Source organism: Synechococcus sp. R6-7, assembly GCF_047461695.1.
In the GTDB taxonomy this organism is placed as follows: Bacteria; Cyanobacteriota; Cyanobacteriia; order Thermostichales; family Thermostichaceae; genus Thermostichus.
In genome coordinates, this window is sequence record NZ_JANSHS010000178.1 from 1 (window position 1) to 25,571 (window position 25,571).

The window sequence follows — 25,571 nt, forward strand, 5'->3', positions numbered from 1 at the left end:
CTTAGCGGTCGGAGCCGGGTAGTTTACGGCGCCAACAAAACTGGCCAGTTTGTGCGTATCCTCAATTTGATGCGGGAGCACATCCCAGAAGCCGACTCTGCCAGAGCCCCCTTTGCCCGCTTTTGGACTGCTGAGTACTTGGCCGGCGCCGATCCCGCAGATGGAATTGAATTTTTCCAGACCCGGCTGCGCCCCCTCTTTGAGACCAACTATTTCCGCCCCATTGGTGAGAGCGGTAACCCTGTTGACTTTTTCCCGGTGCTGGATTTTCCCTTCGTGCTTCTGTTTGGGCTGGAATTTTTGCTGCGCACGGTGGCCATCAGCCGTCGCTACACCGGAGTCAATTGGCTGGATGCCATGCTCTGGCGTTGGTACGATGTGCTGCTGCTGCTGCCCTTTTGGCGCTGGCTGCGGGTGATCCCCGTCACCATCCGGCTGGGACAAGCGCAGTTGCTGGATCTGGAGCGGGTACGCGCCCAGGTGAGCCAGGGCTTTGTTACCAACTTCGCCGAGGATCTGACGGAAGTCATTGTCGTGCGGGTGATCAACCAAATCCAGGTATCCATTCAGCGGGGATCCCTGCCCCTGCTGCCGGCAGCGCGTACCCAGCGCGACTACATTGATATCAACAACACCAACGAGCTGGAGGCGATTGCCAACCTGGTTTTTCGCATTGTTCTCTACCGCGTTTTGCCCCAGGTGCAACCGGAATTGCAACAACTGCTCCGCTACAACCTGGATGGCCTGCTCAAGCAGTTGCCTGCTATGCAAACTCTAGAACAGCTTCCCGGCCTGGGATCCCTGCCTGGCCAACTGACGGAGCGCCTGGCCAACGAGCTGACCACCACCACCTACAAAACCCTGACGGGCAGTTTCGAGGATCCCGTCGGCTCCAAGCTGGCAGCGCAACTGATGCAGCGGTTTGGTGAGGTCTTGGCACGGGAACTCAGCCAGGAGCATGCTTCGGAAGAAATTCGCTCTCTCCTGCAAGACTTGCTGGAAGAGATCAAAATTAACTACGTCGAGCGGCTATCCCACGAGGATCTGGAGGAGGTGATGGAGCAAACCCGCCAGCTTCGGCAAAAGGCCCAGCAACTGGAGAAAGACCGCCGCCGATAGAGTTCGGGGGATTGGTTGACGAGGTTTCGCCAGTTCAGTAGGATAATGGTTCCAAGTCGGGCGAGTGGCGAAACTGGTAGACGCACCGCACTCAAAATGCGGCGGGAAACCGTGTCGGTTCGAATCCGACCTTGCCCATGATTTTTAGTCTGCTGTGACGAGCTGTAAGGCTCGCTGCTTTCTGGGTTTGGTAGGTTGATCCGTCTTGCCTCTTCTCACAGGGGTTTGGTGATAGAACCAGCCAAGCCCTTCTGGAGCAGGGTGCCAGCGGGACGGAGTCCTTAGATAGGGCAGCCAGAATCGGGCTCATCCTGCATCCTAGAGATGAAGCTCTAGCCGCTAAACTGGGGAATCATGGATGCAACTTTGGAATCTTTCTTTGCCTCTGCCACCCAAATTGGGCTAGGTCTAGCAGGCTTGCTGGCTGTGCTCACCCTGCTGGCCTGGATCCGCAATTGGCCCTTGAAGTTTGCGCTGGTGGGCTACACGGCGTTTGCGCTGGTTTTAACAGCGGGATGTTTTGCCCTCAGCTTGGGGCCGATCTTTCGCTCCCGCATTCCCGGTGCTGCCCCCTACACCACCGTCTATGACCAAGGGGCGGATCGAGCGGTTATTGCTGTCAGCCCGGATATCACCCCAGAGCAACTGATCCTCACCCTGAAGCAGGCGGCCAGCGATTTGGGATCCCCGGGCCGCTTCTCCACCGGTTCGCCGGTGTTCACCTTGCGGGCCCGCACCGTCATCCATCCCGAGCCGGGAGTTTCCGAGCCGTTGCTCTTGGGCACGCTGCAACAGCCGTTGGGAAAGCGCCTGCGCACCCCAGAAGAACAACAGCAGCAGCAGATCCATCTGGAGGAAGAGGCCTTTGCCCGACTGCGGAAGTTGGCCCAGGGTCAGGCTTCTGCCGCCTTGTCTGCAGAGGGAGCGGAAGAGCCAACCACCGGGATCCCACTTGCCCAGTCTTGAGCGCTGAGCCAGCGGCGCAGATCCTGTCCCACCCGGTCGGGGATCTCCCAGGGAAAGAGATGAGCCACGTTGGGATAGACAATGCAGGTGCAGTGGGGCAGGGCGCGGGCTGTGGCCAGGCTGCTGTTGGCGGTGATGTGGCGATCCCGCTCGCCGGCCATAAGCAGTACCGGGATGCGAATTCGGTGCAGCTCTCCCTCGCGGTTGTAGCCCCGTTGCAGAGCAGCGCGTAGAGCTTGGCGAGCCTGGGGGGAGGTGTGCAGATAGGCGGGCAAGGCCATGTGCGCCAAATACCGATAGGCCGTTGGGGTCTGTTGCTGCATCAGGTAGCGGTAAAGGGAGCGACGGCCAAAGGTCTCGATGTTCCATTCCCAGCCGGGCCAAAGCCAGTTGAGCAGCGAGGCAACGCCGGTGTTGACCTGATCCCAAAAATCGGTGGGGGGATGGTTGCTGCGGGGGCAGGCGGCACTGGCCACCAAGACCAAACCCTTTACCCGCTCCGGCAGACGCAAAGCCAACTCCAGGGCCAGGATCCCGCCCAAGGACCAGCCCAGCACCAGACACTCCTGCCAGCCCAGGCGATCCAGCAGCCGCTCCAAGTCCTCTAGGTGATCCTGCATCTCAAAGGGATCCGTCACCTGGGAATGCCCGTAGCCACGCAGATCTGGCGCCACACAGGGGTGGATCCCCGCCACTGCCTCTGCAAATACCGCCATGCAGTCGGCATTGCCCGGATGGCCGTGGAGCATCAGGATCGGGAGAGAAGGGATCCCTTTTCCCCAAGTACGATAGTGGAGCTGCAGGCCCATCGCGTCAGCAGTGCAGTTCCCGACTGCTGTAGGCATAACACTCTGGATAGCATCTAGACAGCAGGGTTAGGCGCTGGCCGCCTTCTTCGGAGTGGGCTGGAGCTTTACCCCGTTGGGAATGCAAATTAAGTTTTGATCCAGCACCTGCACAAACCCTTTCGAACGCAGGGATCCCAGAAGACGAGTCACCGTCACACGGGTGGCCCCAATGGCATCCCCAATCTGCGCATGGGTAAGGGGCCAGGGGAGATACATCCCTTGTTCACAGGGCTGTCCATACTCTTCGATCAACAGGCTCAAGAAGCCCTTGAGGCGATCGATGGCGCGCCGTTGGCCCAGATTTCCCAACCACAGCAGCTTCCGTTGCAGTTGCTGGCGGAAGTTTTCCTGAATCTTCTGGTGCAGATAGGGCCACTGCTCCAGATCCTGCCAGTAAAACCACATCACCGTGGTGCGATCGGCGTGGGTGCAGGCTTTCAACTCAAAGCGCTCTGGGTTGCTCAGCTCAAAAGGAAATCCAGCCGTGATGAACCCAACAAAGACCTCCCGCCGCTCTGGAGTTTGGCTGACCAGGCGCACCACTCCCTCTTGGGTGATGTACACCAATCCCGGACGAGTGGGAATGCGCACGTCTTTGGGAAAGGTGCGACAGCGGTAGTGCTCCTCGGCCCACTGGCAAAGCTCACGCCATTCCTGAGCCTCTGTTGCCGATGTGATGGAAACAAGTGACATGAGATCAACTTCCTGTCGCTCGAGCGACCTGATGGGTTTTACAGACTTTCCAGCTTTACCCGGCTGTAGGCTATGCAACGCTTCCGCGTTCGCGCCGGCGGTGCGGAGCACCTACACGTCAACGGGACGGAGTCTTAGGAAGATGGGGATGGAGAAACAGCAAGATACACACAAGAAGGCAAATACAAAGAGGAAGGAAACCGCAGGGTTTACTTTACCTTAGCTTCATAATGGCACTTGACCTCATAGGGTGACATTGTGTTCCTACTGATATTGTTCAAAAGGCTACGTCCAATAATAACCCCAAGAAGCCGTAAATTTTCAGATTCTGCCGCTGAACTCGGCTACCTGGGGGATCAGCGCAGATCATTGGGTCAGACTGGTGTATGTCTAAGGGCGGGTGTGGGGTGGCTGGGATGAATATTCTCATCAGCAACGACGATGGCATCCAGGCGGCAGGGGTGCGGTGTTTGGCAGCAGCGCTGGCCCAGCTGGGGGGGCACCAGGTAACGGTGGTCTGTCCGGATCGGGAGCGCTCGGCCACCGGCCACGCCCTGACGTTGCACAAGCCGCTGCGGGTGGATCCGGTGCGGGAGGGATTTCCTCCAGAAGTGCAGGCCTGGGCCTGTTCGGGCACCCCTTCCGACTGTGTCAAGTTAGGTCTGGACGGGCTATTGGATCGTCCTCCCGATTGGGTGATTTCCGGCATCAATCAGGGAGCCAATCTGGGCACGGATGTGCTCTACTCCGGCACCGTCTCGGCGGCAATGGAAGGGCTATTGGAAGGGATCCCTAGCCTGGCAGTAAGCTTGGCCAGTTTTACCCATCAGGATTTTCAACCAGCGGCCCAGGTGGTGCTGAAGCTACTGGAGAAACTGAGCCTGAAACCCCTGGGGGAGCCGATGCTGTTGAACATCAACGTGCCCCCCCTAGCGCTGGCTGAAATACGCGGCATGGTCTTGGCCCGCCTGGCCTGGCGCAAGTACACAGATCTCTACGAGAAACGGGTGGATCCGCGCGGCAAGGCCTACTACTGGCTAGCTGGAGAGGTGGTGGAAGAGGAGGTGGATCCCTGTTCGGACGTGCGGGCGGTTGCTGAGGGCTATGTGTCGATTACGCCCCTGCAGCCGGATCTAACGGCTTATGCTGCCTTCGATAGCTTGCAGCAGTGGGGGCTCTCGGCTTTTGGCTCTGGATTGGAGGGAGCTCTGTAGGGATTGGCGCAGTTCAGAGTCAGAGAATAGAAAGGCTATTAGGCCCTGGAATAGAAAGAAATCGCCTCTGCCAACGTGTTTAGCCCGTAGAGAGAGCGTCGGCAGTGTTGGACTACTGAGTCGCGCTGCCCTCTTCCACCGCAGGCTAAAGAAACTGAGCGAAATAAAGTCAGGCAGCACCAGGACGCTTAGAGCGGGTAGTTTTTGTTGACTTTGCCAAGACATCCCCTGGTCGTCGCAACGTCAAAAAAGGATTGATTGCCTGAATGTGGGCCTGGGGATAGGCCTGACGGACTTGCTCAACAGTTTGTTGCCAGATGGGATGCTCATCAGTCCAAATAGGATGGCGCACAATCCGCACTTCCCGCCCCCGGTTTCCCGTCCACACCGGCAGGAGAAAATCCTGAGACACTTGCTGGAAGCCTAGGTTTTCCAGCAGTGGCGGCAGTACCTGCTCCACCAAGCGCCGCCAGGGATTTTCCTGCTCTTCCCCCCAAGGGCTCTGCAAATCGACCGGTGCCCTAGCATCTCGCAGAAGGCGCGCCATATCCAAGGCTAGTCGCCAATCCAAGAGCCCGTGGTAGGCTAGGTTGGAGTAATCGCGCAAGCAGTTGTTGCAGGACGTGTCGCAGGTCTGCTGGTGCTGCAGCCAACGGAAGGCCAAACTGTTGGGTTGAGACAAGTCCTCTTGTTCCAGCAGCTTCGAGAAGACCTCCGGCTGAGCGAGGTAGAGGCAATACCCCGCGCCATTCTCCAGCTTGTCGAACAGAAAAGCCTGACCCACCACTCGGCCAGCCTCTTCCTTTGTCTGAAAGCTGGCTTGCAACTCGTCAGGATCGACATCCAAAAAGGTGCAGGCAGCCGCTCGCAACCAGAAGGCGAAGGAATACAAAGCTGCTCGCCCTTCCACAGTTGTTGAGTCAGCAAACACGCCAGGCGGCCAAGTTTGAAGGCTGACCAGCAGCACGTCAGTGCGTCGCTTAGACAGTAGGGCAATCCGATAGGTAGGGCCTATTCCTTCGAAACGTTTCCCCTGAACTTCAGGACAAACATAAGCTCCTGGCCACTTCTTATCCGCTTGTAACAGGAACCCCCCCTCGCCGCCGCGATCATTGACGATTAAAACGTCATCGCTGCCTCCCCGCAGGTGAGCGTTGCCGGTCGTTGCGGTCGTCGCTTCCGCCTTAAGTCCGTCCGCGCCCAAGGTTGGCCGACTGACGCGGGGTTGCCACTCAAATTGACCATCAAAATCCCGCGGCTGCAAGTTGGTGAAAAAGCCCCTGGGTTCCCGCGCATCAATGCAGCGGAGGGTGGTTTGCTGGCATACCGGACAGGCTTGCTTTGCCGGCTTGTGGGTAGCTGGGGGAGGAGAGCAAAGCGGCTGCTGTGGCTGGTAGTCCTCTATCATGGCTTGACAGTTGCAGCACAGACCTAGCCAGCGATTGGGTTTGTCGAGGGGCGGCACCAAGCCGGGACGCGATTGTACGCCTCTTGGGTGAGGCACCAACTCCACCAATCCGCAGGCGGTGTGTACTGCCCGATCTTTGACGATTTCCAAGCCAGGGGCAAACTGTGCAATCGCCGTATCCAAGTCGCGATCAATGGTGCCTTCGCTGGCAGACCAGCGAGTGTAAAGTAACCTCACCCGTGTGGGAAAGCCAAACATGGGCAAAATGCCGGCATTGGCCAGACGTTCGCTAAGTTGATCTTGGCTGTAGGCTTCAGACTCAGCAATCTCGCGAATTTTATTGACCAACTCCTCGCGGATGTAGCGATACAGCTCTTCCTGCTGTTCGGCTGAAATGTAAGTCTGCTGGCAAAGTTGGGCAATCACAGCTCGAATGTCTTGGGGATGGTTGTCAATCCAATCCCGAACCGACGGTTCCACTTGCCGCCAGTTTTTGGCCAAGCCAAATTCGCCGTGGACACTGGTTGCATCTTCGAGATCCGCTGCAACCGATAGATCTTGAAAAGCCTGCCGCAAGACTTCTTTGGCGACGACGCGCCGAGCAATGGTGAGGCTGCGCAGGTCAATGTAGGGCGGGGGTGGCGGATCGCCGGTAATGGCCTCAGGGCGCTGAAAGTAAAAATCGTCATGGCTGCGACCCCGGCAAAACGTAACTGCCAAGGAGACCCCGGCACCGCGCCGACCAGCCCGTCCCACCCGCTGCTGGTAGTTGAACCGTCGGGGCGGCATGTTTGCCATCATCACTGCCAGCAGGCCGCCGATGTCTACGCCAGCCTCCATAGTGGTAGTCACGCTTAACAAATCAATGCCCTGAGCCAGCGGTATTTCTCCCTCTAGGAACACTTCCTGGAACCAGCGCTGCCGTTTGAGGCGATCCTCCTTGTCGGTTTGCCCTGTCAATTCGGCAGCATTCATCCGAAACGGTTCGTTTTCAGGGTCGGAGAGGTAGGCGTAGTAATCCAAATCGCGCGGCAAGCTGCTCGGCTGCAGTCGGATGGCCTGCGGGTCAGAGCGTTTGCTGGTGTTGCGACCGCCACTGCACTCTGGGCACCATCCCCCCGCAGTGTGCAAGTAAAAGGCCCCGCATTGAGGACAGCGGTAGCCTTGAAGACCTTCGCGAGAGACGGGCACAAGGTAGAGGCGATCTGGATCCAAAACCAATCCGTTCTCGCTACGGGTACCGATTTTGTTCAACTCCCGCTCGATCTGGGATTTTAAGTCTGGCTTGCCCTGTTCCTCTAATTTTCTCAAGTATCGCTCCACGTACTGGGGTAATTCCCGCCTAGTACCCGGTCTGCAGAATTTGGAGTATCGATGCCGCTTGCGAATTCCCAATTGGCGGATAACCGCGCTGGCAACGTCTTGCAGTTCCGGAGGAACTTGAGCTGTAACATAGCCCTGTCCAAAAGACTCGATGTTTCTGACCGCATGGGCAAACAGCGTAAACATCATTTCATCAGCTAAATAGGCATCGAGTTCATCGAGGTGTCTGTTTTGCTCTGGTGTTCGGGCAGCAATTCGTGTTACTGGTTGACTTTGCCAGTTGTAGAGCTCAGTCCAGGGATGCCGATCCTTATTGACGGAATAGTAAAGGGCGCTAAAGGACATCCCGCCAGGGCACAGTCCCAAATGTAAGAGCAGGTCTGCCAGGGTGCGCCGCAAGGCAAGGAGAGGAACTTTCTCGCCGTAAGACTTGAGCATCTCGAGCCACAGTTCACGAACTTGCTCGTTGGCAGGTCGCCGGTTTTGAGTCCAAAGCAGAGCTTCTGTAGCAATGTCACCTTGCCGATTAAGAAAGCGATCCCGTGCTGCCCAATCCTCCGCCATCCCCTCAACGTCTTGTAGCAACCGGGGATATTCTCGCAACCGTTGCTGTCGTTCCTCTGGACTGGGCAACTCACAGCGCAGAAAGGCCCGCAGGTCTTGCCTATACTCCTCTGCTGATCGCACTAGCAGCAAGCGCACCATATCGCGATAGTGATCCATTTCCATACCGGCGGCTAACTTGGCTGCGTCCTGGCGGCTATCGGAAAAAACCACCAGCTTGCGGGATTGCGGTGTTGGCATTTCCCGCAACAAAGCTCCGGCAATCACCTGACAGGCTTTTTGGAATCCAGTGCGGTGCACGCGCAAAGGAGTGGGATAGGCCTCACGGAGAGCGCGATCGGTATCGCAGCGAGGGCAGCGGCTCGGCAAGGCGGGCTGATTCCCATCCCCCTCTTTCACTTGGTACACCCAGCCGGGAACCTCGCCTTCTCTAGGGGGGCTTTTATCTTGTCGGAGTTCACCAGTAGCGGGGTTGAGCTTGGCTTCAACCCACCCCCGCTTCGCCTTGCCAGCAGTCCACTCCAAATATTGCGGCTGGGTCGCCCAAGGTTCCGGGTCGTGGGGCAGGGGCCAAAAAACGCGATAATTCCCAGACCTCTGCGTAAGGTTCACCAAATCAGGAATGCCTTCCAAGTCAGGTTGATCGGGAGTGAGGATAAGGGACTCGCCGGATTGGTATGCATAGCCCCCCAGGAATACCTCCCCGCAAACTTCGCAGACGATCAAGTCCAGGACACGCGCCCCGCAGTCGCAACTGAGACGGTGTTGGCTGTGCAAAGCGCCAATGGGTGAAGGCGGCTGGTTGTTCTCCGGAGAGCGTTGCGCAACGCTGCAGTGAGGGTTGCTGCACGCCCAGAGACCTTGCAGGTTGTGAAAGAAAAGGTGACCGCGCACGGGCTGGGGCGATCGCCCGTCTTCTCGCTGAGCTACCGCCGTCGCCATCAACAATCCTCGCAAGGCCTCGGAGACCAGACCGCCTTGGGGCACGGCCGCCCCCGGGAACAGTTGCTGGTCAACTTTTTGGATGGGGGTGGCGCGCACGCTGCCACTAGCTTGCCGACAGGCCTCCCGCAAGGCATCGCCAACCTTGAGTTCTTCGAGGCACTCCCCCAAAGCCTGCTCCAGTGGTTTTGAGCTGGGATCGCCCCCCAGCTCTTGCACCAGCTTGGTCAGAGCTTCTTCGGGGATAGGGAGAGGTCGCAGGGGCTGGAGGGGATCCGCCTGCACATCTCTGGCAAATTGAGCAAAAGCAACTTGATACTGACGCACTCGCGCTGGGGCTTCGGGATCCGGAGCAACTTGTTCTCCAGCGATCACCGCAAAGTTATCGCGCCCAAAAAACTCCCGGAGAAACCGGCGGCCCGCCTCGCCCTCTTCCAAGCTGGCGCTGGTCGCCAAAATTTGTAGCTGTTCTGAGTTGACTGTTAGCCCCAAGCGGTACAGCAGCAAGCGCAGCAAATAAGCTACTTCTGACCCTGGTGTCCCGCGATAGGTGTGCAACTCATCCACAATCAGCAAGAATTTATTACCTCGATCCGCTTGCAACCACGCTTTCGTTTGCTCGAACATCCCAGCCTCAATTTGCCGCATCAGCATAATGTTGAGCATGGAATAGTTGGTAATCAAAATATCCGGCGGATGTTCTTGCATGTCCCAGCGTGAGCGCATTTCTCCCCCATCTAAGCGAGGGAAATAAAATACTAAATCCGAATCTTTATCCGAATTCTTGTTCCGAACAGCAACTCTTCCCTGCTGCTCCTGAAGATCTCTCAATAGCTTGGCCAATTCTTTGACCTTTTCAGGGGTCTGACGACCGGGGAGGGGTGTCTGTCCCGTATAGCGACCGAAGGTGATGCGATTGCCGCCGCGCTCGCGATCGAGCCAGGCATGGGTTTCCGGACTGTCCAACACCTTGCGCAACCGTCGCAATTGATCCTCCACCAGAGCATTCAAAGGATAGAGAATCAAGGCCCGTATCGCCGCCGGTCGTTGTTGCCCTTGGCGCTGTGGTACCCACTTTGGATTGTCTTCCTGCTGCCACCAGAACGTATCGCCACTCTGAGGGGACATGGGATCCCAGGTACGGGATTCCCGGGCAAGGTGGGCTAGGATTGGCAACAAGAAACACTCGGTTTTGCCAGAACCAGTTCCCGTTGTTACTACAATATCCTTCTGGTTAACGATGGCTGCCTTCAAACTTTGCCATTGGTGCTCATACAGCGGAAAGTTTGGAAATAAAGACTGGCCTAGATGTACCAAATCTTCATAACCAGCGGGTAAAGCTTTCGCTGCTTCCTCAAGGGTTTTGCCAGAAGAAGGGTAGAGTGGTGTAGGCTCCAATAGGGGAGGAGTACTAAGCAGAGCATTCTCAGGTCTGTACTGCAAGTGGCGATCCCGCTCGGCGCTAAGAGCAGGGTAACGTAAGGGAAAAGCACTTCTAATGTAAAGCTGGTAGATTCGATCTAACCGCTGATAGATACCGACGAGGTCGTACATGGTTTTTCCTTTGCCTTTGGCAAAAACTGTAACTATTTCTCCAGATCAAAAAACGGCAGCTGTTCACCAATGACTTGCCACACAGTTGGTGCAATGTTCTGATAAATCAGTTCTTCTGTTGTGCGATTGTAGCGAGGCAGACAACCCGATTGCATGACCAAGTAGCGTTCGTAGGCTAGCGGCCAGCGCTGGCTGATAGGGATCGATAGTTCTTGGGCATTGGGGTCGTAACTAACTGATAGGTTTTTGGGAGCAAGATGAGTCAAAGCCAAAAAACGTAAACTGTACCATTCGGCGCTGTACCAAGCGTTGTGCTGGCGGTCGTAGAATAGGGCATGCTGCTGTTGGGATCCCTCCTCGTACAGCTCGTAGAAACCCGTTTCCTCGGCGTCTGGCACATCTACGAAGCTGCTCCCATCGTAGCGCTTTAGTCGATAGCGGTGAAGTGGCACCCAATCGACGACCTTTAGCGTAGCTACCCAATCAGCCCAAGGAGGAGGGGCCTCGACCGGACGAATGGCTAGAGCAGGGTATTTGGTCCGTAACTCGGCAATTGCGGTGGCAGCATCAGCTTGCAGCTCAAGCTGCCAACAGGGTGGAGCATCCCTTCGAGGTTGAGGGATCTCCACAAGGCGACCAAACTGCTGCAAAGACTCTTGCAGGCTGGCGTTTCGCTGGCCGTACAGCACGTAGCAATTTTTGCTCACTGGCTGCAGGGAAGGTGGCTGCATTTGCCAGTGTTGACCATCCTGAGCTGCCAGAAGATGCCCTAACAACTGCAGCCGACGCCACAACCGACGCGGTTGGACTAGGTCTAGGTGACTGCATACGGCTTGAAAGGTTTCCCAAGAACCAGAACCGGCTGCCGATAACCACCAAAGCAGCTGTTCGCACGGCTGGGAGCGATCGCTTCCTACCGCCTCTGCTATAGGTGTTTCCAAACCAAGTGGGTTGACTTTAGGTGGCCGCTTGACTTGGAAATACTCAATGGGTTGGGTATCCCGTTCCAACTCATAGGCGATACCCACCATGTGTCGAATATCTTCCCAGCAAAATTCTTCCCAGCAAAATTCTTCTCTTCGAATCCTAACTATACTGATACCTCTCACTGTTTTAATCAGTTGCTTAAGGGTGTTTTGTGTGGATGACCAATCAGAGCGCGCATTTGTCTTAATACCCAAGTAGAAGTAATACTCTCCCCTACTTCTTTCCTTAATGCCCTTCTCAATACGAACATGAGACACAACATCGGCCAAGTTTTCTTGAGTAACCCGCTTTTGTAAGTAATTCAGCAACTTTTGGGGTTTGTATCTGGAGGTATGGGTGCGAAAGCCCCAGTAAATTTGCTCTGACCGAGAAGATTTTTTCGACATAGAGTTATGCCTCTACTCTAGGGAAGCTAATGACAAATCACCCCAACTCAGGATCTTCAAAAAGCGTTCCTGGTGGGCAGTTCCGCCCCGTACTTGGATTTGGTAAGTACCGGGAGGTAAGTCTGCGGGCAAATCCCAAGGCTGGTTGGTAGAGCGATGGTCTTCTGGAAGATATATGCTCCCGGTACGCACTTCAGTTAGAGTCACGGCTACCGTAGGCTGAAACCCGTACACAGTCACCTTTGGCAAGTGACCCTCGAGCCAACCTTGTCCTTGCGGTACCCGTAGCCCTCCACCCAAGGCAATGTGCAGACGATCGCGTGGTTGTAAGGCCTCTTTCAGCTCAGGATGTTGTAAAAACAAACCGTCCCATACCGGCGCCAGCACCTGACATTCTTGGATTTCCCACCAGCCAGAGGTTACTTCAAAGGCAAGCTGGCGATCGCCCTCCCACTGCAGCAGCTTTTCTTCTCGTAGCTGCTGCAAGTCCAACCAGAGTGCTTCCCGAAACAGCACTGTGAAATGACTGCCCAATTTAGGTGCTCCCCAACTAGCCAGCGCACTAGACTCGGGGTTCTCAGGATCGGGCACCAAGACCCAAAAGTCTCGAGCTGGCAGCTGGAGTTCCCGCAAGTGGGCATGATCTCGAATCGGTCATGACTTCCCCGTTGTTAGATCGGCAGCAGAAAGCGGTGCGCCAACAGGGAAAAACCAACCAGAGCGCTCACAACGCAAGCTACCTAGGTTTTCTACGGTCACCTCGGCAACTGGCCAACGACGCGGAACTTTGGGGTAAGGGTAGTACTCTGGATTCCCCCACCGATCTTCGGTGCGATACAGCCCTGCAATCAGGCACGTGGGGGGACGTCGGCTAAATTGTTCAGGTTTCGGGCATTGTGCGTCTAACCACTCCTGATGGACGGCTAGGATTTCGGCGCCCAGTACCTCGTGTCGCTGGCGATCGTCCAGCAGCTCTTCCAGATGGCGGTTCAGGTTTTTTTCGCTCGCCAAGTCCACCAGTAACTTAGTTTCGCTGCGGGCGGTAGTCCAGTTTTTCTCGTAAAACAGGCAACAGAGCTTTTGGATGTCCGCTTTCCGCAGCAGGGTTTGGGAAATGGGGTAATTCAAATACCGGCGCGGGCCTTCCCCTGGCTCGGCGGTGGCAATCCATCCCTTTACCTCTAGCCATTGGTTCCACTCCTGCCATAGGCCTTCTTCATCTCCAGCTTTCATCCCAGTGGGACGAGTGTCGCCGCCTACCCCCAATCGTTGACAAAAATGGGTAAAGAAGTCCCTCTCATCCAGCTCCTCATCCCTCACCATGTCGTTGGCGGCGAGCACCATCAGCGCCAAGAAGGCAACTCCTGCTGGTTCGGGCAAGCTTTGGTTTTGCAGAGTTGATAGCTGGACTCGCTGGCCATCTACCACCTGGGCGCGCACGGCTTGGCAAAAGTCCTCAACTGGGCCTAAGCCTAGACTTGCTAAAACTTCTTCATCTACGCTGAGGTAAACTGGCGTACCGTGAGGAACTCCCAGCGTTGCCCATTGAACAATTGCTTGGTTCCAGCGGGCATAGTTGTTGTGCAGCGCCACAGTAACCTCGCCCTGGGTTCCTTCCTCAAGCCTAGGCAGGCGTTGAATGCCCAGTTTCCTATTTTTTGAATCCCTTTATGTTTGTTTTAGGTCAAATTGGCAGCAAAACAGAGTCGGCGCTGTAGAGGCTAGCTGCCTCGGAGAGGAAATGGTCGGGCGAGACCGTCGGGAAGCTTACCCCAGATCAAGAGGAGAGGTTTGCCAGTGAGAGCAAGCGCTCCGCAACCTCTGCAGCCACAGGTATCACCGACAGGCGTGTGCCCCGCCGCACCACCTCCAGCTCCTCCGGGGTGAAGGTGGCCCGCAATTTGGCCAAAGGGATCACTCTTTCAAAAGCAGCCAAAAATTGCACCCGCACCGTGTACCACCGGGGATCTGCTGGAGTGGACTTGGGATCGTAGTAGGGGCTGGTCGGATCAAACTGGCTGGGATCCACCACGTGGGTTTCCAGGATCTCCATCAAACCGGCAATTCCGGGTGGCTCGGCATTGGAATGGTAGAAAAAGGCGCGATCCCCAGGCTGCATTGCCTTCAGATAGTTGCGGGCTTGGTAGTTGCGCACGCCATCCCAGAGGGTTTGGCCTTCCCGCTGCAGATCCCAGATGCTGTAAACGCTGGGCTCAGATTTCATCAGCCAGTAGTTCATGGGGCACTAAGCTCTGGGAGCAGATAAAAGGGAGCAACGGGCAGCAAACTCGACAAAGTTTTGCAACATCTGCAAGCCAACAGGGCCCGACTTTTCGGGGTGAAATTGGGTAGCAAACAAGGTGCCGCGGGCAATAGCGGCTACACAGGTTTGGCTGCCGTGTTGGGTGGTAGCAGCCACCCAGCTTGGGTCATTGGGCACTGCGTGGTAGGAGTGGACAAAGTAAACCCAGCTTTGATTCGGGATCCCTGCCCAAAGAGGCGATTGGGGTTGGGTAAGGTGCAACTGGTTCCAGCCCATGTGGGGGATACGCAAGCCCGGCTCCGGTCGAAAGCGCTGCACCCGTCCAGGCACAATGCTCAGCCCTGGCTCTGTTCCCTCTTCGCTGCTTTCGAACAAAACTTGCAGCCCAAGGCAAATGCCTAAAAAAGGCTGTTGCCGCTCCACAGCTTCCCGGATCGCTTTCCCAAAGCCCCGCGCCCGCAGCTGCTGCATGGCTGGGTCAAAGGCCCCATCGCCGGGCAGGACAATGCCGTCAAAAGCCGCTAGTCCAGTTGGCTCTGTTACTAGCTGCACCTCAGCTCCGGCCCGCTCCAGCCCTTTGCAAGCCGAATGCAGATTTCCCGCCTCATAGTCGATCACCGCCAGGCGTACAGTCCCCATGGGATCCCTTCTCGTGAGGAGTTTCGGAGTCTATCAGTATAGTGGTTCTAACCCGTTTGAGCTGACCCATGGCTGTGGCAATTGCTTTGCACAATCCCACTCCGACCGATACTGCTCCGCAACCCTGTCGCGACCAGGTTGATTGGCCTGAAGCAGCTTACCTGCACATCCCTTTTTGTCGGCAACGCTGCCACTACTGTGATTTTGCCACCGGCCTGGGCACCCGCAAGTTGATGGAAACCTACGTGCAAATGCTCTGCCGGGAGATCGGCGGCGCCTACCGCTACCGCCATCTGGCCGGGGATCCCAGACCGTTGACCAGCATTTTTTTCGGGGGTGGCACCCCTTCTCTGCTGACGGTGGAGCAACTGGGGCGGATCTTGACTCAATTGAGGGAGAGGATCCCGTTTCATCCCGACTGCGAGATTTCTCTGGAGGCCAACCCCGGCACCCTGACGCGGGAGCAGTTGGCGGGCTACCGGGAGCTGGGGGTCAACCGCATCAGCCTAGGGGTACAGGCATTTCAGCCAGAGCTGCTGGCCGCTTGTGGTCGCCTGCATGGAGTGGAGGAAGTTTACGAAGCCGTGGCCGACTTGCAGGCGGCGGGCTTTGAGAATTTCAACCTGGATTTGATCTTTGGGCTGCCCTACCAGACTTTGGAACACTGGCAGCAGTCTCTACGAGCTGTTCTTGAGATTAACCCCACCCATGTCTCCGTCTATGATCTGACGATTGAGCCGGGAACCCGATTTGGCCGGATGTACCGACCGGGAGATGCGCCTTTGCCCACCGAGGAAACCACAGTTGCCATGTACCTAATGGCGCGGGAGCTGCTCACCGAAGCGGGCTACATCCACTACGAAATCTCCAATTTTGCCCGCCCCGGCTACGCCTGTCGCCACAACCGAGTGTACTGGGAAAATCGCCCTTACTTTGGCTTTGGCATGGGATCCGTCGGCTACGAGGGGGGACGGCGCATTCAGCAGCCCAAAACCCTTTACCACTACTTCGAGCAGGTGAAAGTCGGAGTCCACCCTCTCCCTCCTGAAGCATCCCCAGAGGAAGTTTGGATGGATACTTTGATGTTGGGGTTGCGTTTACAGGAAGGTCTGGATTTGGGCCATTTACAAGAGCGTTTTGGCCACCCAAAGGTCGAGCAAGCTTTGGAGAGGCTGGATCCCTATTTTGAGAAGGGATGGGCCAGTTGTGAGGCAGGCCGGCTACGGCTGATTCCGCCCGATGGCTGGCTATTTTCCAATGAGATTCTCAGAGACTTGCTGGCTTGATTCCGACGGTTACTTTCACAAGATTTCTCACCAGAGCCCCCTATCCCAATTGGCCGAAAACTCAAGCTTTGAGGAGCGTAGGCCATCACCATTTCCAGCAGCCATTAAACCCAACATTTCACAGATCCTGAGATCTCTAATCTTGCAAGAGGGGTTGAGGGGAAAGATACGGAAGCCCAGAGGATCCCTATCGATAGTTGACAAATTGCAGCGCCACCGGGTAGTCCTGCTGCCTAAGCATTTGAATGACCGCCTGTAGCTCGTCTTTATCCTTGCCGGAAACGCGCACCAGATCCCCTTGAATGGCAGGCTGCACTTTCTTAAAGTTGTCGCGGATTTGCTTGGCGATCTGTTTGGCCAGTGTGGCATCAATGCCCTTTTTCAGGTGAACCACCTGGCGCACTCGGTTGCCGCCGGCGCTCTCTGGGGGTTGGAAGTCGAAGATCTTCAGGGATAGACCCCGCTTGGCCGCTTTGGTAAGAAGCAGATCCCGAATGGAGTTGAGGGCCATGTCGTTGGCGGTGGTGATGGTCAGGGATCCCTCCTCCAGCTCAATTTCCGTCTGAGTATCCTTGAGGTCGTAGCGCTGTTTGATCTCCCGTCGGGCTTGATCCACAGCGTTCACCAGTTCCTGCCGATCGAAATCACTGACGATATCAAATGAGTAGGTAGAGGCCATAAACCTTATCTTCGCTATCGTTCAGTATCTTAAGCCCTCAGCCAAGCAGGGATCCCTAACTCTCGGAGAAGCTACAACAGGTAGAGGGATCCCAGTCCAGATTTACGGAGAAGCAGGATGGCCGATGTTGTTTTAATTACAGGCGCTTCTGAAGGCATCGGCAGAGCTACTGCCTTTACCTTTGCCCGTGGGGGTTACCGATTGGCGCTGGCTGCCCGCACTGCCGAAACCCTGAAGCAAACGGCCATCGACCTAGAGCAAAGCCTCAACGCCGAGGTCTTGGCCGTTCCCACCGATGTCACGCAGCCAGAACAGGTGCAAAACCTGGTGGAGAGAACCCTAGAACGCTATGGCCGCATCGATTGCCTGATCAACAACGCCGGCATCTGCATGAGTGGCCCTTTTTTGCAAACCACCCCGGAGCACTGGCAGGCTTTGATGGCGGTCAACTTTTGGGGCTACCTCCACACCATCCGAGCCGTGCTCCCCGACATGTTGAAGCGCAAAAAAGGCCAGATCATCAACGTGGGATCCATTGGCGGCAAAATGCCCCTGCCCCAGATGAGCGCCTATTGTGCCAGCAAGTACGCGGTCAGTGGGCTGACAGAAGCGCTGCGTCTGGAACTGCAACCCCAAGGGATCCAGGTGATCGGCGTCCATCCGGGCATCGTCAGCAGCAATTTCCTCAAGCGAGCCATTTTTCTGGATGAGGTGGGGCCAGCGTCCTCTCCCGACAGCCAAGCCCAAACCTCAGGTGGCAAAGCCCGTGAGCAAATGCAACAGGCGCTGGAGAGTTTTTGGGTCAGCCAGCCGGAAGAAGTTGCCGAAGCCATTTGGGATGCCGCTCGCCAGTCCAAGTCAGAGGTGGTGGTGGGTATGGCCCAATGGGCGGTAGGAGCTTACACCCTCTTCCCCGGATGGGTCGGCTCATTGCTCCAGAATGTTCCTCGCTAGCCCACTGGATCGGTCGAGAGTTCTGGGGCGCTGGATGAGCGATTCTGCAGACCCAGCGATAGCAGGAAGAAGGCTAAACTTCGGTATAGTTTGAGGTACGGTTAAACACTGGTATTGACAGCGGAAGTATGGTTGAATCTGTGCCTTCTCCTTCCGGTACCCACCAGCACATCTTGATCGTGGAAGACCGAGATGGCCGCCGTACCCAGGTGCTGGGATCCGCCAAATACTTCATCGGTCGGGACTTGGCGAACGACATCTGTCTCAACTCTCAGTATGCCTCCCGCTACCACGCCATGCTGCTGCGGATTCCCGCTGAACGAGAGGGAGAATATTGCTACCGCATTTTGGATGGGGATCTGGAAGGTCGCCCCAGCACCAATGGCTTGTTGATCAACGGCCAGAAATTGACCACCCACCAGCTCAAGTCGGGGGATGTGATCACCTTTGGCCCCGATGCCAAAGCCACCTACAAAATTGTTAAGGCTCCCTAGGCCCAGATCTCTGCAGAGCGTGCAATCGCCCCCCAATCAACAGCAGCAAAGCCAGCACCAAGGCCATCTCCGACAGCAAGGTCGCTAGGGCCGCCCCCTGCCAACCCCACCTTGGGATCCAAACCGCATTCAAAAGCCCATTTAGCCCCAGAGCCAGCAGTTGCAGGCGGCTGCGGGGCCTTTGCAACCCTGCCCCGGTGAGCAGGTGAGACAGCAAAAGGTGGATCCCTTCTAGCAAAATGACCGGGCTGAGCCAGCGCAGGATGAGGGCCGTTTCCCGGTAAGCCGATCCCAGCACCCAGGGGATCCCGTAGGATCCCAGGGCCAGCCCCAGAGCAGCCAAACTGCCGTAGCCCACCACCCAAGGGAAAAGCTGCCAGGCGTAGCGCCAGCCTTGCGGAAGGCCCTTCTGCCCTTGGCGGCACAGCTCGGCAAAATGGCTGGTGAGCAGGGCGATCATCGGCGTTTGCGAGAAGTTGATCACCCGATAGGCAGCGCTGTAAAGACCCCCCGCCGCTGCTGAGGCCAAACGGGGCAAGAGCAGCTTGTCCAAATCGGTGAAGGTTTTCACCGCGGCCAGCCCCACCGCAAAGTCCCAGCCCGCTATCAGCCGTTCCCGCAGATCTCGCCAGCTCAGGGCCAAGGGGAGAGAAGGCTCGCTCCACCGCCCCATCCCCCTCGCGATCAGCAGCAGCACGACCAACACCATCAGGCTGTACAGAATGGCCCATTGCGCCAGGGATCCCCAGCCTAAGGCCACCGCCAACAACACTGCCCCCAATCGCCCCAGCGCCATGCCCGTGTCGATGAGGGCTACCCCAGCAGCCTGCTCTCTCCCGATCAGGATCCCCCTGTACACCTCTGGCACCGCGATGAACAGCAGATCGCTCAAAAGCAATACCCCCACCACCGCTGCCGGCGTCCCGGCCAGCCAAACGCTCAAGAGGGGCCACAACACCAGCGCCATCCCCCCACAGCCCAATCCCGCCAACCATAAGCTGGGGCCAATCCCCTGGGTGCAAGTCGGGGATCCCTGCCGGCTGAGGCGCTGGATCAGCAGTTCCGATTGACCCAAATAGCCAAACGGGGCGGCCAGGTTGCTGCAGGCCAAGATGGCAGAGAAAACCCCGAAGGCTTCCGGCCCCAACAGACGGGCCAAGAGGATGAAATAGGCCCCGGACAACCCCAGGCGCAGGCCATTGCCCACCATCAGCCAGGCAGCCTGGCGCAGCCGTTGTTGTTCTGCTCTATCCACGCTGCCACTCCTGGACGAGGCTTGCCAGAGCCAGGGATACTGGATGGATGCTGAGAGGGCCCGCCCAAGAGCGGGCATCTCCTCTTGATTTTGGGTGTATCGGTTGCAATTCTTCTGGCAAGTTCATGGCCAAACTCTACCCCGTCAGCAACGCCGCGCGAAGCCCCCACACCTTGGCAGGACGGGATCCAAAAGCCCTGTTCTCCCCCCATTCCAGGCCGCCTGCCCCTCGCCGGGTGCTTCCCCCACCCCCGCCGGACGGCGGTAGTCCTCGTTGGCTGGGATCCCTGCCGACCAAAACGGTGGGGCAAGGCTATCGGGCCGTTGTCTTGCTCTTGCTGACCAGTCTGCTGCTGTTTGGAGGGCTGGGATCCCGTCTGGCCTACCTGCAGTTGGCGCGCACCCAGTATTACCGCCAGCTGGCCGATACCAACCGCATTCGCCTGCTGCCCCAGCCGCCAGAACGCGGGCGCATTGTGGATCGCAACGGCGTATTGCTGGCGGGCAGCCGATTGTCCCACTCGGTCTTCCTCTGGCCTCTGGTGCAGTCTCGGCAGCGCTGGCAGGAGATGATCCCCAAGTTGGCAGACTACTTGAACATCGCCCCTGAGGAGATCGCCCAAAAGCTAGAACAGGCTGGATATCGTTCCCCTTTTCCCGTGCGCATCCTGCGCAACGCCAGCCCCCAGGTGGTCATTCAACTGGAGGAGATGAGCCGCGAGCTGCCGGGGGTGATGGTGGAGGCGGAGACGGTGCGGTTTTATCCCCACGGCGACTTGGCTGCTCACCTGCTGGGCTACACCGGCGAGATCTCGCAGGAACAACTGCGGGCCGACCCTAGCTATCGCCTGGGGGATATCGTTGGCCTGATGGGAGTGGAGGAATTGTTCGAGAACCATCTGCGCGGCCAATGGGGCGGGCGACAGGTGGAGGTGGACGCCATGGGAGAGGTGCTGCGGGTGCTGGGGGAACAAGCGCCCCAACCGGGCAACACCCTGCAGCTCACTTTGGATGTGCGGCTGCAGCAGGCGGCAGAGCGAGCCCTCGGCCAGCAAAAAGGAGCGGTGATCGCCATGGATCCCAGCGATGGCTCGATCCTGGCCATGGCCAGCTATCCCACCTTTGATCCCAACCTCTTTTCCAGCCGCATCACCCAAGCCCAGTGGGAGAGCCTGCAGCAGCAGGATTTTCCCTTCCTCAACCGCGGCCTGCGGCCCTATCCCCCCGCCAGCACCTACAAAATCATCACCACCGCTGCCGGGATTGAGTCGGGAGCCTTTCCCCCCAACACCGTGCTGCAGACCGGCCCCTACATCCAGGTGGGAGGGTGGCGCTTTTGGGACTGGAACCGGGCCGGCTTCGGGCGGCTGAACTACCGGCAGGCGATGGCCTACAGCAGCGACACCTTTTTCTACCAAATTGCCCTCGGCACCAAGGCTGCCCCCTTGCAAGAATGGTCGCGCCGCTTTGGGTTGGGACAACTGACCGGGATTGGCCTCAAAGGGGAGGCTGCGGGTCTGGTGCCGGATGCTGAGTGGAAGCAGCGCCACTGGCGCGAGCCCTGGTATGTGGGCGACACGGTCAACATGTCCATCGGCCAGGGATTTATTACCGCTACGCCGCTGCAAATGGCGGTGGTAACGGCGGCAGTGGCCAATGGGGGCTGGCGGGTGCGCCCCTTGCTCTCGCACCAGGTGATCCCGGAAAGCCCTGTGCCGCTGCGCCAAAAGGTAGGTCTTTCCCCTGCCACCCTGGAGATCCTGCAGCAGGGGCTGCGAGATGTCGTGGTTTACGGCACCGGCGGCAACGCCAACCTGGGGCCAGGATTTCCCCCAACGGCTGGTAAAACCGGCACCGCAGAGGATCCGCCGCGGCGATCCCACGCTTGGTATGTTGGCTATGCTCCCTACGACTGGCCCGAATTGGTGGTCGTGGTCTTTCTGGAAAACAGCGGCGGTGGGGGTGGATCACGGGCCGCTCCCATCTTTCGAGAGGTGATGCGGGCCTACTTCCGACCCGAGTCGTGAGCCCTAGCTTTCTGTCGGATCCGAGCCAACTGGGTATATGCAGTCTCTTGTCTCCCAGAAAATTGCGTTAAGATCCCCTAAAACCCCTTGCCCAGCAGGCTTCTGCCCTAACTTAGCTGTAGAATATGTCAGTGATTTGGAGCTCAACTGCCACAATCCTGCCATTCGCGCCAGTGGCGCCTTGGCGCATTGCAGGGCAAGCCCCGCTCCCACACACTGAGAACACTCTGGGCCGTGGCCGCTCTGCAACGCCTGAGCGAATCCGCGATCCAGGGAACGCTCTAACTTTTATTGCCTAACTCAGAAGGAGATCAGGATGAACAAGGCAGAACTTGTTGATGCCGTCGCTCATCGCGCCAATGTAACCAAAAAAGAAGCGGAGGCTGTCATTTCCGCCGCACTGGAGATCATTGTCGAAGAGGTCGCATCCCGCGATGAAAACGGTGAACCCAAGGGGAAGGTGACCCTGGTGGGCTTCGGCTCCTTTGAGGCTCGCAAGCGCAAAGAGCGGGAAGGTCGCAACCCGAAAACCAACCAAAAAATGGTGATCCCAGAGAGCATCGTCCCCACTTTTACGGCGGGCAAGTCATTCCGCGAAGCAGTAGCAGGGGGGAAATCTTAATTTCGCCGGGTTGGGACTCGGCTGCTGGGTAGGGCGTGGAGCAGCCTCGACATGGTGGCAATTGGGCTTGGGGAGCAGCAATCGCTGGCTGCTCTCCCCAGGAGATTCTGGATTTTTCGGCCAGCTTGAATCCGCTGGGCCCACCGGAATCGGTCTTGCAAGCTCTGACTCAGGCGCTGTCTGCAGCAGACCCGGTTGTAATCAGCCGCTACCCGGATCCCGACTATCGGGACTTGCGCATCTGTTTGGCCAACCATTGGGCCGTCGATCCTGAGTGGATCTTTGTGGGCAATGGGGCAGCGGAGTTGCTCACCTGGGCAGCCCGGGATGCGCAAGGGCGGGAGGTATGGCTGCCCCAGCCTGCTTTTGGGGATTATGCGCGGGCTCTGCGGGCAGCAGGGGCGACCATCAAGCCGCTGCCTTTTTTCCCCGGCCAGGGATCCGCCGGTTTTACCCTTCTGCAGGAACCCCTTCCGGCGGCAGGCAAGGGGAGCCGAGTGCTTTGGCTGAACAACCCCCACAACCCGACGGGCCAGCTCATCCTGCAGCAAGACATCCTGCCTCTCCTGCCCCAGTTCAACCAGGTGGTGGTGGACGAGGCTTTTATGGACTTTTTGCCGGGGGAGCCCACCCTGAGCTTAAACTCCAGCCCGTCGGCAATGCCCCGCAGCCAAACCTTGATCCCCCACCTGGCGGCTCATCCCAACACCATCGTCATCCGTTCCCTCACCAAGTTTTTCACCCTGCCCGGCTTGCGCATTGGCTTTGCGGTGGGGCACCCGGATCACTGGCAGCGCTGGCGACAGTGGCGGGATCCCTGGAGCGTCAACGGATTGGCGGGAGTGGCAGTGGCGGCAGCTTTGGCCGATGAAGACTTTCGCCGGCGCACCTTCGCCTGGCTGCCCGTGGCCCGAGAGCATTTGCTCAGGGGTTTGCAAGCACTGCCCGGCTGGGATCCCTGGCCTGGTCAAGCCAATTTTGTGTTGGTGCGCTGCCCTGGCTCTGCCACGCAAATTCAGCGGGCGCTGCTGCAGCGGCACCGGATTCTGGTGCGGGATTGCCTGAGTTTTCCCGAGCTGGGAGATCGCTACCTGCGCATTGGCCTGCGCACCCTGCCGGAGCAGGAGCAGTTGTTATCCGCCTGCCGGGAGATCCTGGAGAATAGCTAGGGATTTTTCTGCGGGAGAAATTCTCATGCCCGAAGCTACCGCCTTTTGGCCGGAATGCAACGCCCCTATCGTGCGGGGGGTGGCCCATTACAGCGATCTGGAGTTGCTGCGGGCCTTTCAACGGCAGCCGGAGGTGGCCCGCTACTTCATCAGCCTGTTTTGCCGCTACTGCCAGTGGGTGGACGGGATCCTTGCCGAACATCTGCCGCCCGAGCAGTGGGCTGCCTATCGAGAGCAGGTTTGGTTGCGGCTTTACCCGCGCCTACAGCGCCTAGATGTCCACAGCCTTGTGGGAGAAGGGGATCCTGTGCTGCGACCCTGGCTGGCGGAGCAAACCCGTGAGCTGATCCAATCCTTGGATGGGATCCCCACCCGCCCTCAAGCTTCTTGCAGTCTCGACTCCACCAGAGGCGGGGCGAAGTCCTCTCTTTCACCGGCACTGGCCTGTTATTTGACTGCTGGTTTGGATACCTTGCCGGGGGATCTGCGCTTCATTCTGCTGCTGCGGGATCGGTTTGGCTGGTCACCGGTTCGCATTGCCGACCAACTCAAGGCTGACGGATACTACCTTGCTCCAGAAGATGTGGATGCCATCGTTGCCTCTGCCCGCCAGATCTTGCTTCAGAACCTACCGGCAGATGTGCGTGCCCTCTATCTGGAGGCAAAGCCCTAGAAGACTGCCATAGCCCTGTGGCATGGTGGTTTATGGCAAGGTATGGGGCGCTGGCAATCCTTGTTCCCAAGGTGGGTTCTCCTGTTAGGCTGTTTCCAGCTGTAACAGTGGATCGGCATTGTTTGCTCTCCGACTTTACATCAAGTTGAGTGTGGGCTGTCTATGAGTCCTTCTCCGCTTCCCCCAGACCCTACCCAACCCCTGTCTCCGGCACAGCAGTCCCATTCACATCCAGTTCCTCAACTTGCTCTTCAGGAGGCGCTGAGCCATCTGCATTTGGATGTGCTGAAAGAACTGGAGCGATTCCGCCTCTGGCAGCGTTTGCAGCGCATGGACTCTGTCCCGCCCCCACGAGCAGGTCAGCTTGGGAATATCAGCTCTGTACAGCGCCCTTCACCTGTGCTCATTCAAGAGGTGGTGGAAGACTTGGAAGAGGAAGAGATGCCGCGGCCCTCCGGGGCCTTTTCGCCCCTCTGGGTCTTGCTGCTGTGGGTGCTTTCCTGCGCGGGGATTGGCTTTGGGGTGCGCTGGCTGATCTGGCCGGAAGAACTGTCCCTGCCCCAAAGTGCTGCCAGCAGGGCGGAAGAAGGGATCCCTGCCCAGCTGGATTTGGCCCAGTTGCCCCTGATCCCACTGGAACCGGTGGAAGGGCAGGTGGGAGAGGAGTTCTATTCCGGTGGCTTGGATCCGGATCGGCTGGCGCTGGGCTTGGCGGCCACCCCGGACTGGAAGGACTTGCAGGTGGATCCCCTTCAAGACGTTCCCAACCTGCTGGATAGCCTGCAAACTGACTTGGCCTTGGCTTCCAAGGAACCCTCTCCCCCCAGCTTGCAAACGGTGGAGCAGTTGGCAGCCAGCCTGGAGCGCCCGTCCCAACCTTCATCGCCTACTTCTGCGGGATCCCAAAACGTGGTGCCCCTAAGCGACAACAGCGTAGACTCTCTGGGGCCGAACCGCGGCGAGGGAACCTTCTTGGTGCTCACTACCTACTCGGGAGATGAGAGCTTGGCACGTGCTCGACAAGTCTCCCATGGGGCCTTTGTGAAAGATGTGGATGGCCAGAAGTTTGTGCAGTTGGCAGCATTTGAGCAACTGGAGTATGCCCGCTATCATGCGGAAACCCTGAAAAATAAGGGCTTTAACGTTACAATTGTTGAGCAGTAACTTTGGCCATCCCGTCACTGCTGACCTGCGCCAAAACCCAATTCATCCTGGTTGGCAGCAAACTTTGTATTTCAGGGATCCCATCTTGGGAGAAGAGCTGGAGTCGATCCCATTGTAGTCATTTCAAGTTAGGTTAAGACGCTTCCCAGCTGCTCAGCGGTGCCGCCCAAGCCTTCCACGCCGCTTCCGCGACCACCCCCAGGCAATGCGACGGAACAGTTTCATTCCTCATTACGGTCGTTTCATTCCAACTAGGACACTGCACTCACACCTAAAACAACACTAAAACAAACGTTAAATGCACAGGGCCAGAGGGCTTTTCAAGGACTCCGTCCCGCTGGC

At 57.7% G+C, this 25,571-nt stretch carries 22 protein-coding genes and 1 tRNA gene; 13 read left to right on the forward strand and 10 right to left on the reverse strand.

The genetic code is table 11. The features are described from left to right. From NW815_RS06000 to NW815_RS06010, 3 genes are all read left to right on the forward strand, one after another. Nucleotides 1-1,119: hypothetical protein (locus tag NW815_RS06000; protein ID WP_414388542.1), on the forward strand; the 1,119-nt coding region annotated here is incomplete at its 5' end. A gap of 58 nt (nucleotides 1,120-1,177) precedes the next feature. Beyond that, nucleotides 1,178-1,257, forward strand: a tRNA-Leu gene (locus NW815_RS06005). A 216-nt stretch (nucleotides 1,258-1,473) separates the two neighbouring features. Beyond that, entirely contained in the window at nucleotides 1,474-2,085 is a 612-nt protein-coding gene (locus tag NW815_RS06010) for a Ycf51 family protein (protein WP_414343408.1), read from the forward strand. Here the strand turns inward: NW815_RS06010 and NW815_RS06015 are convergent. After that, nucleotides 2,013-2,930, reverse strand: a complete 918-nt coding sequence (locus NW815_RS06015; protein ID WP_414388539.1) for an alpha/beta fold hydrolase — start codon at nucleotides 2,928-2,930, stop codon at nucleotides 2,013-2,015. The genes NW815_RS06010 and NW815_RS06015 overlap by 73 nt on opposite strands. 30 nt (nucleotides 2,931-2,960) lie before the next feature. Further along, complete coding sequence (locus NW815_RS06020) at nucleotides 2,961-3,626, reverse strand: Crp/Fnr family transcriptional regulator (RefSeq protein WP_011432518.1); 666 nt, start codon at nucleotides 3,624-3,626, stop codon at nucleotides 2,961-2,963. 416 nt (nucleotides 3,627-4,042) lie between these two features. On the opposite strand from NW815_RS06020, the gene surE reads away from it, so the two are divergent. Beyond that, the gene (gene surE, locus NW815_RS06025) at nucleotides 4,043-4,840 is read left to right on the forward strand and encodes a 5'/3'-nucleotidase SurE (RefSeq protein WP_011432519.1); all 798 of its coding nucleotides are present in this window, start codon (nucleotides 4,043-4,045) and stop codon (nucleotides 4,838-4,840) included. A 169-nt stretch (nucleotides 4,841-5,009) separates the two neighbouring features. On the opposite strand, the gene NW815_RS06030 is transcribed toward surE, so the two are convergent. The 6 genes from NW815_RS06030 to hisH form a co-directional block, all read right to left on the reverse strand. Beyond that, nucleotides 5,010-10,631, reverse strand: a complete 5,622-nt coding sequence (locus NW815_RS06030; RefSeq protein ID WP_414388537.1) for a DEAD/DEAH box helicase — start codon at nucleotides 10,629-10,631, stop codon at nucleotides 5,010-5,012. Between the two features lie 32 nt (nucleotides 10,632-10,663). After that, a complete protein-coding gene (locus NW815_RS06035) occupies nucleotides 10,664-11,662 on the reverse strand; it encodes a hypothetical protein (RefSeq protein ID WP_414415807.1) in 999 nt (332 codons plus the stop codon). A gap of 354 nt (nucleotides 11,663-12,016) precedes the next feature. Next, on the reverse strand, nucleotides 12,017-12,496 hold the full coding sequence (locus tag NW815_RS06040) for a hypothetical protein (protein ID WP_414415808.1): 480 nt from the start codon (nucleotides 12,494-12,496) through the stop codon (nucleotides 12,017-12,019). 162 nt (nucleotides 12,497-12,658) lie between these two features. Further along, nucleotides 12,659-13,597, reverse strand: a complete 939-nt coding sequence (locus NW815_RS06045; protein WP_414388529.1) for a hypothetical protein — start codon at nucleotides 13,595-13,597, stop codon at nucleotides 12,659-12,661. Between the two features lie 184 nt (nucleotides 13,598-13,781). After that, nucleotides 13,782-14,243 (reverse strand): EVE domain-containing protein, encoded by a 462-nt coding sequence (locus tag NW815_RS06050; RefSeq protein ID WP_414388527.1) that lies wholly within the window; start codon nucleotides 14,241-14,243, stop codon nucleotides 13,782-13,784. Nucleotides 14,244-14,249: 6 nt separating this feature from the next. Then, nucleotides 14,250-14,906, reverse strand: a complete 657-nt coding sequence (hisH, locus tag NW815_RS06055; protein WP_414328912.1) for an imidazole glycerol phosphate synthase subunit HisH — start codon at nucleotides 14,904-14,906, stop codon at nucleotides 14,250-14,252. Nucleotides 14,907-14,974: 68 nt separating this feature from the next. On the opposite strand from hisH, the gene hemW reads away from it, so the two are divergent. Continuing rightward, nucleotides 14,975-16,192, forward strand: coding sequence for a radical SAM family heme chaperone HemW (gene hemW, locus NW815_RS06060; protein ID WP_414388525.1), 1,218 nt, complete (start codon nucleotides 14,975-14,977; stop codon nucleotides 16,190-16,192). 187 nt (nucleotides 16,193-16,379) lie between these two features. Here the strand turns inward: hemW and NW815_RS06065 are convergent, their stop codons facing one another. Further along, entirely contained in the window at nucleotides 16,380-16,871 is a 492-nt protein-coding gene (locus NW815_RS06065; protein ID WP_011432526.1) for a YajQ family cyclic di-GMP-binding protein, read from the reverse strand. A gap of 117 nt (nucleotides 16,872-16,988) precedes the next feature. Between NW815_RS06065 and NW815_RS06070 the strand changes: the two genes are divergently transcribed. Continuing rightward, on the forward strand, nucleotides 16,989-17,825 hold the full coding sequence (locus tag NW815_RS06070; RefSeq protein ID WP_414388524.1) for an SDR family oxidoreductase: 837 nt from the start codon (nucleotides 16,989-16,991) through the stop codon (nucleotides 17,823-17,825). Nucleotides 17,826-17,953: 128 nt separating this feature from the next. Continuing rightward, the gene (locus tag NW815_RS06075) at nucleotides 17,954-18,319 is read left to right on the forward strand and encodes an FHA domain-containing protein (protein ID WP_011432528.1); all 366 of its coding nucleotides are present in this window, start codon (nucleotides 17,954-17,956) and stop codon (nucleotides 18,317-18,319) included. Here the strand turns inward: NW815_RS06075 and NW815_RS06080 are convergent. Next, entirely contained in the window at nucleotides 18,306-19,574 is a 1,269-nt protein-coding gene (locus NW815_RS06080) for a lipopolysaccharide biosynthesis protein (protein WP_414388523.1), read from the reverse strand. The two genes, NW815_RS06075 and NW815_RS06080, sit on opposite strands and share 14 nt — an antisense overlap. A gap of 125 nt (nucleotides 19,575-19,699) precedes the next feature. On the opposite strand from NW815_RS06080, the gene mrdA reads away from it, so the two are divergent. The 6 genes from mrdA (at nucleotide 19,700) to NW815_RS06110 (ending at nucleotide 25,347) form a co-directional block, all read left to right on the forward strand. Further along, nucleotides 19,700-21,601: a penicillin-binding protein 2 gene (gene mrdA / locus NW815_RS06085; protein ID WP_414388521.1), complete on the forward strand. Its 1,902-nt coding sequence runs from the start codon at nucleotides 19,700-19,702 to the stop codon at nucleotides 21,599-21,601. Nucleotides 21,602-21,917: 316 nt separating this feature from the next. Continuing rightward, nucleotides 21,918-22,223 carry an HU family DNA-binding protein gene (locus NW815_RS06090; RefSeq protein WP_414332065.1) on the forward strand — a complete coding sequence of 102 codons (306 nt, stop codon included), beginning with the start codon at nucleotides 21,918-21,920 and terminating at the stop codon, nucleotides 22,221-22,223. 35 nt (nucleotides 22,224-22,258) lie between these two features. Beyond that, the gene (gene cobD / locus NW815_RS06095) at nucleotides 22,259-23,392 is read left to right on the forward strand and encodes a threonine-phosphate decarboxylase CobD (protein WP_414415809.1); all 1,134 of its coding nucleotides are present in this window, start codon (nucleotides 22,259-22,261) and stop codon (nucleotides 23,390-23,392) included. 25 nt (nucleotides 23,393-23,417) lie between these two features. Next, nucleotides 23,418-24,065 (forward strand): hypothetical protein, encoded by a 648-nt coding sequence (locus NW815_RS06100; RefSeq protein WP_414390129.1) that lies wholly within the window; start codon nucleotides 23,418-23,420, stop codon nucleotides 24,063-24,065. Between the two features lie 282 nt (nucleotides 24,066-24,347). After that, a complete protein-coding gene (locus NW815_RS06105) occupies nucleotides 24,348-25,229 on the forward strand; it encodes a hypothetical protein (RefSeq protein ID WP_414390132.1) in 882 nt (293 codons plus the stop codon). Further along, nucleotides 25,219-25,347: a hypothetical protein gene (locus tag NW815_RS06110; protein WP_414390134.1), complete on the forward strand. Its 129-nt coding sequence runs from the start codon at nucleotides 25,219-25,221 to the stop codon at nucleotides 25,345-25,347. Before NW815_RS06105 ends, NW815_RS06110 begins: the two co-directional genes overlap by 11 nt. The last annotated feature ends 224 nt before the right edge of the window (nucleotides 25,348-25,571 follow it).

Coding starts and splice junctions, on each gene's coding strand:
- NW815_RS06010 (WP_414343408.1), top strand. CDS start 1,474: ATGGATGCAACTTTGGAATCTTTCTTTGCCTCTGCCACCCAAATTGGG.
- NW815_RS06015 (WP_414388539.1), bottom strand. CDS start 2,930: ATGCCTACAGCAGTCGGGAACTGCACTGCTGACGCGATGGGCCTGCAG.
- NW815_RS06020 (WP_011432518.1), bottom strand. CDS start 3,626: ATGTCACTTGTTTCCATCACATCGGCAACAGAGGCTCAGGAATGGCGT.
- surE (WP_011432519.1), top strand. CDS start 4,043: ATGAATATTCTCATCAGCAACGACGATGGCATCCAGGCGGCAGGGGTG.
- NW815_RS06030 (WP_414388537.1), bottom strand. CDS start 10,631: ATGTACGACCTCGTCGGTATCTATCAGCGGTTAGATCGAATCTACCAG.
- NW815_RS06035 (WP_414415807.1), bottom strand. CDS start 11,662: ATGGTGGGTATCGCCTATGAGTTGGAACGGGATACCCAACCCATTGAG.
- NW815_RS06050 (WP_414388527.1), bottom strand. CDS start 14,243: ATGAACTACTGGCTGATGAAATCTGAGCCCAGCGTTTACAGCATCTGG.
- hisH (WP_414328912.1), bottom strand. CDS start 14,906: ATGGGGACTGTACGCCTGGCGGTGATCGACTATGAGGCGGGAAATCTG.
- hemW (WP_414388525.1), top strand. CDS start 14,975: ATGGCTGTGGCAATTGCTTTGCACAATCCCACTCCGACCGATACTGCT.
- NW815_RS06065 (WP_011432526.1), bottom strand. CDS start 16,871: ATGGCCTCTACCTACTCATTTGATATCGTCAGTGATTTCGATCGGCAG.
- NW815_RS06070 (WP_414388524.1), top strand. CDS start 16,989: ATGGCCGATGTTGTTTTAATTACAGGCGCTTCTGAAGGCATCGGCAGA.
- NW815_RS06075 (WP_011432528.1), top strand. CDS start 17,954: ATGGTTGAATCTGTGCCTTCTCCTTCCGGTACCCACCAGCACATCTTG.
- mrdA (WP_414388521.1), top strand. CDS start 19,700: ATGGCCAAACTCTACCCCGTCAGCAACGCCGCGCGAAGCCCCCACACC.
- NW815_RS06090 (WP_414332065.1), top strand. CDS start 21,918: ATGAACAAGGCAGAACTTGTTGATGCCGTCGCTCATCGCGCCAATGTA.
- NW815_RS06100 (WP_414390129.1), top strand. CDS start 23,418: ATGCCCGAAGCTACCGCCTTTTGGCCGGAATGCAACGCCCCTATCGTG.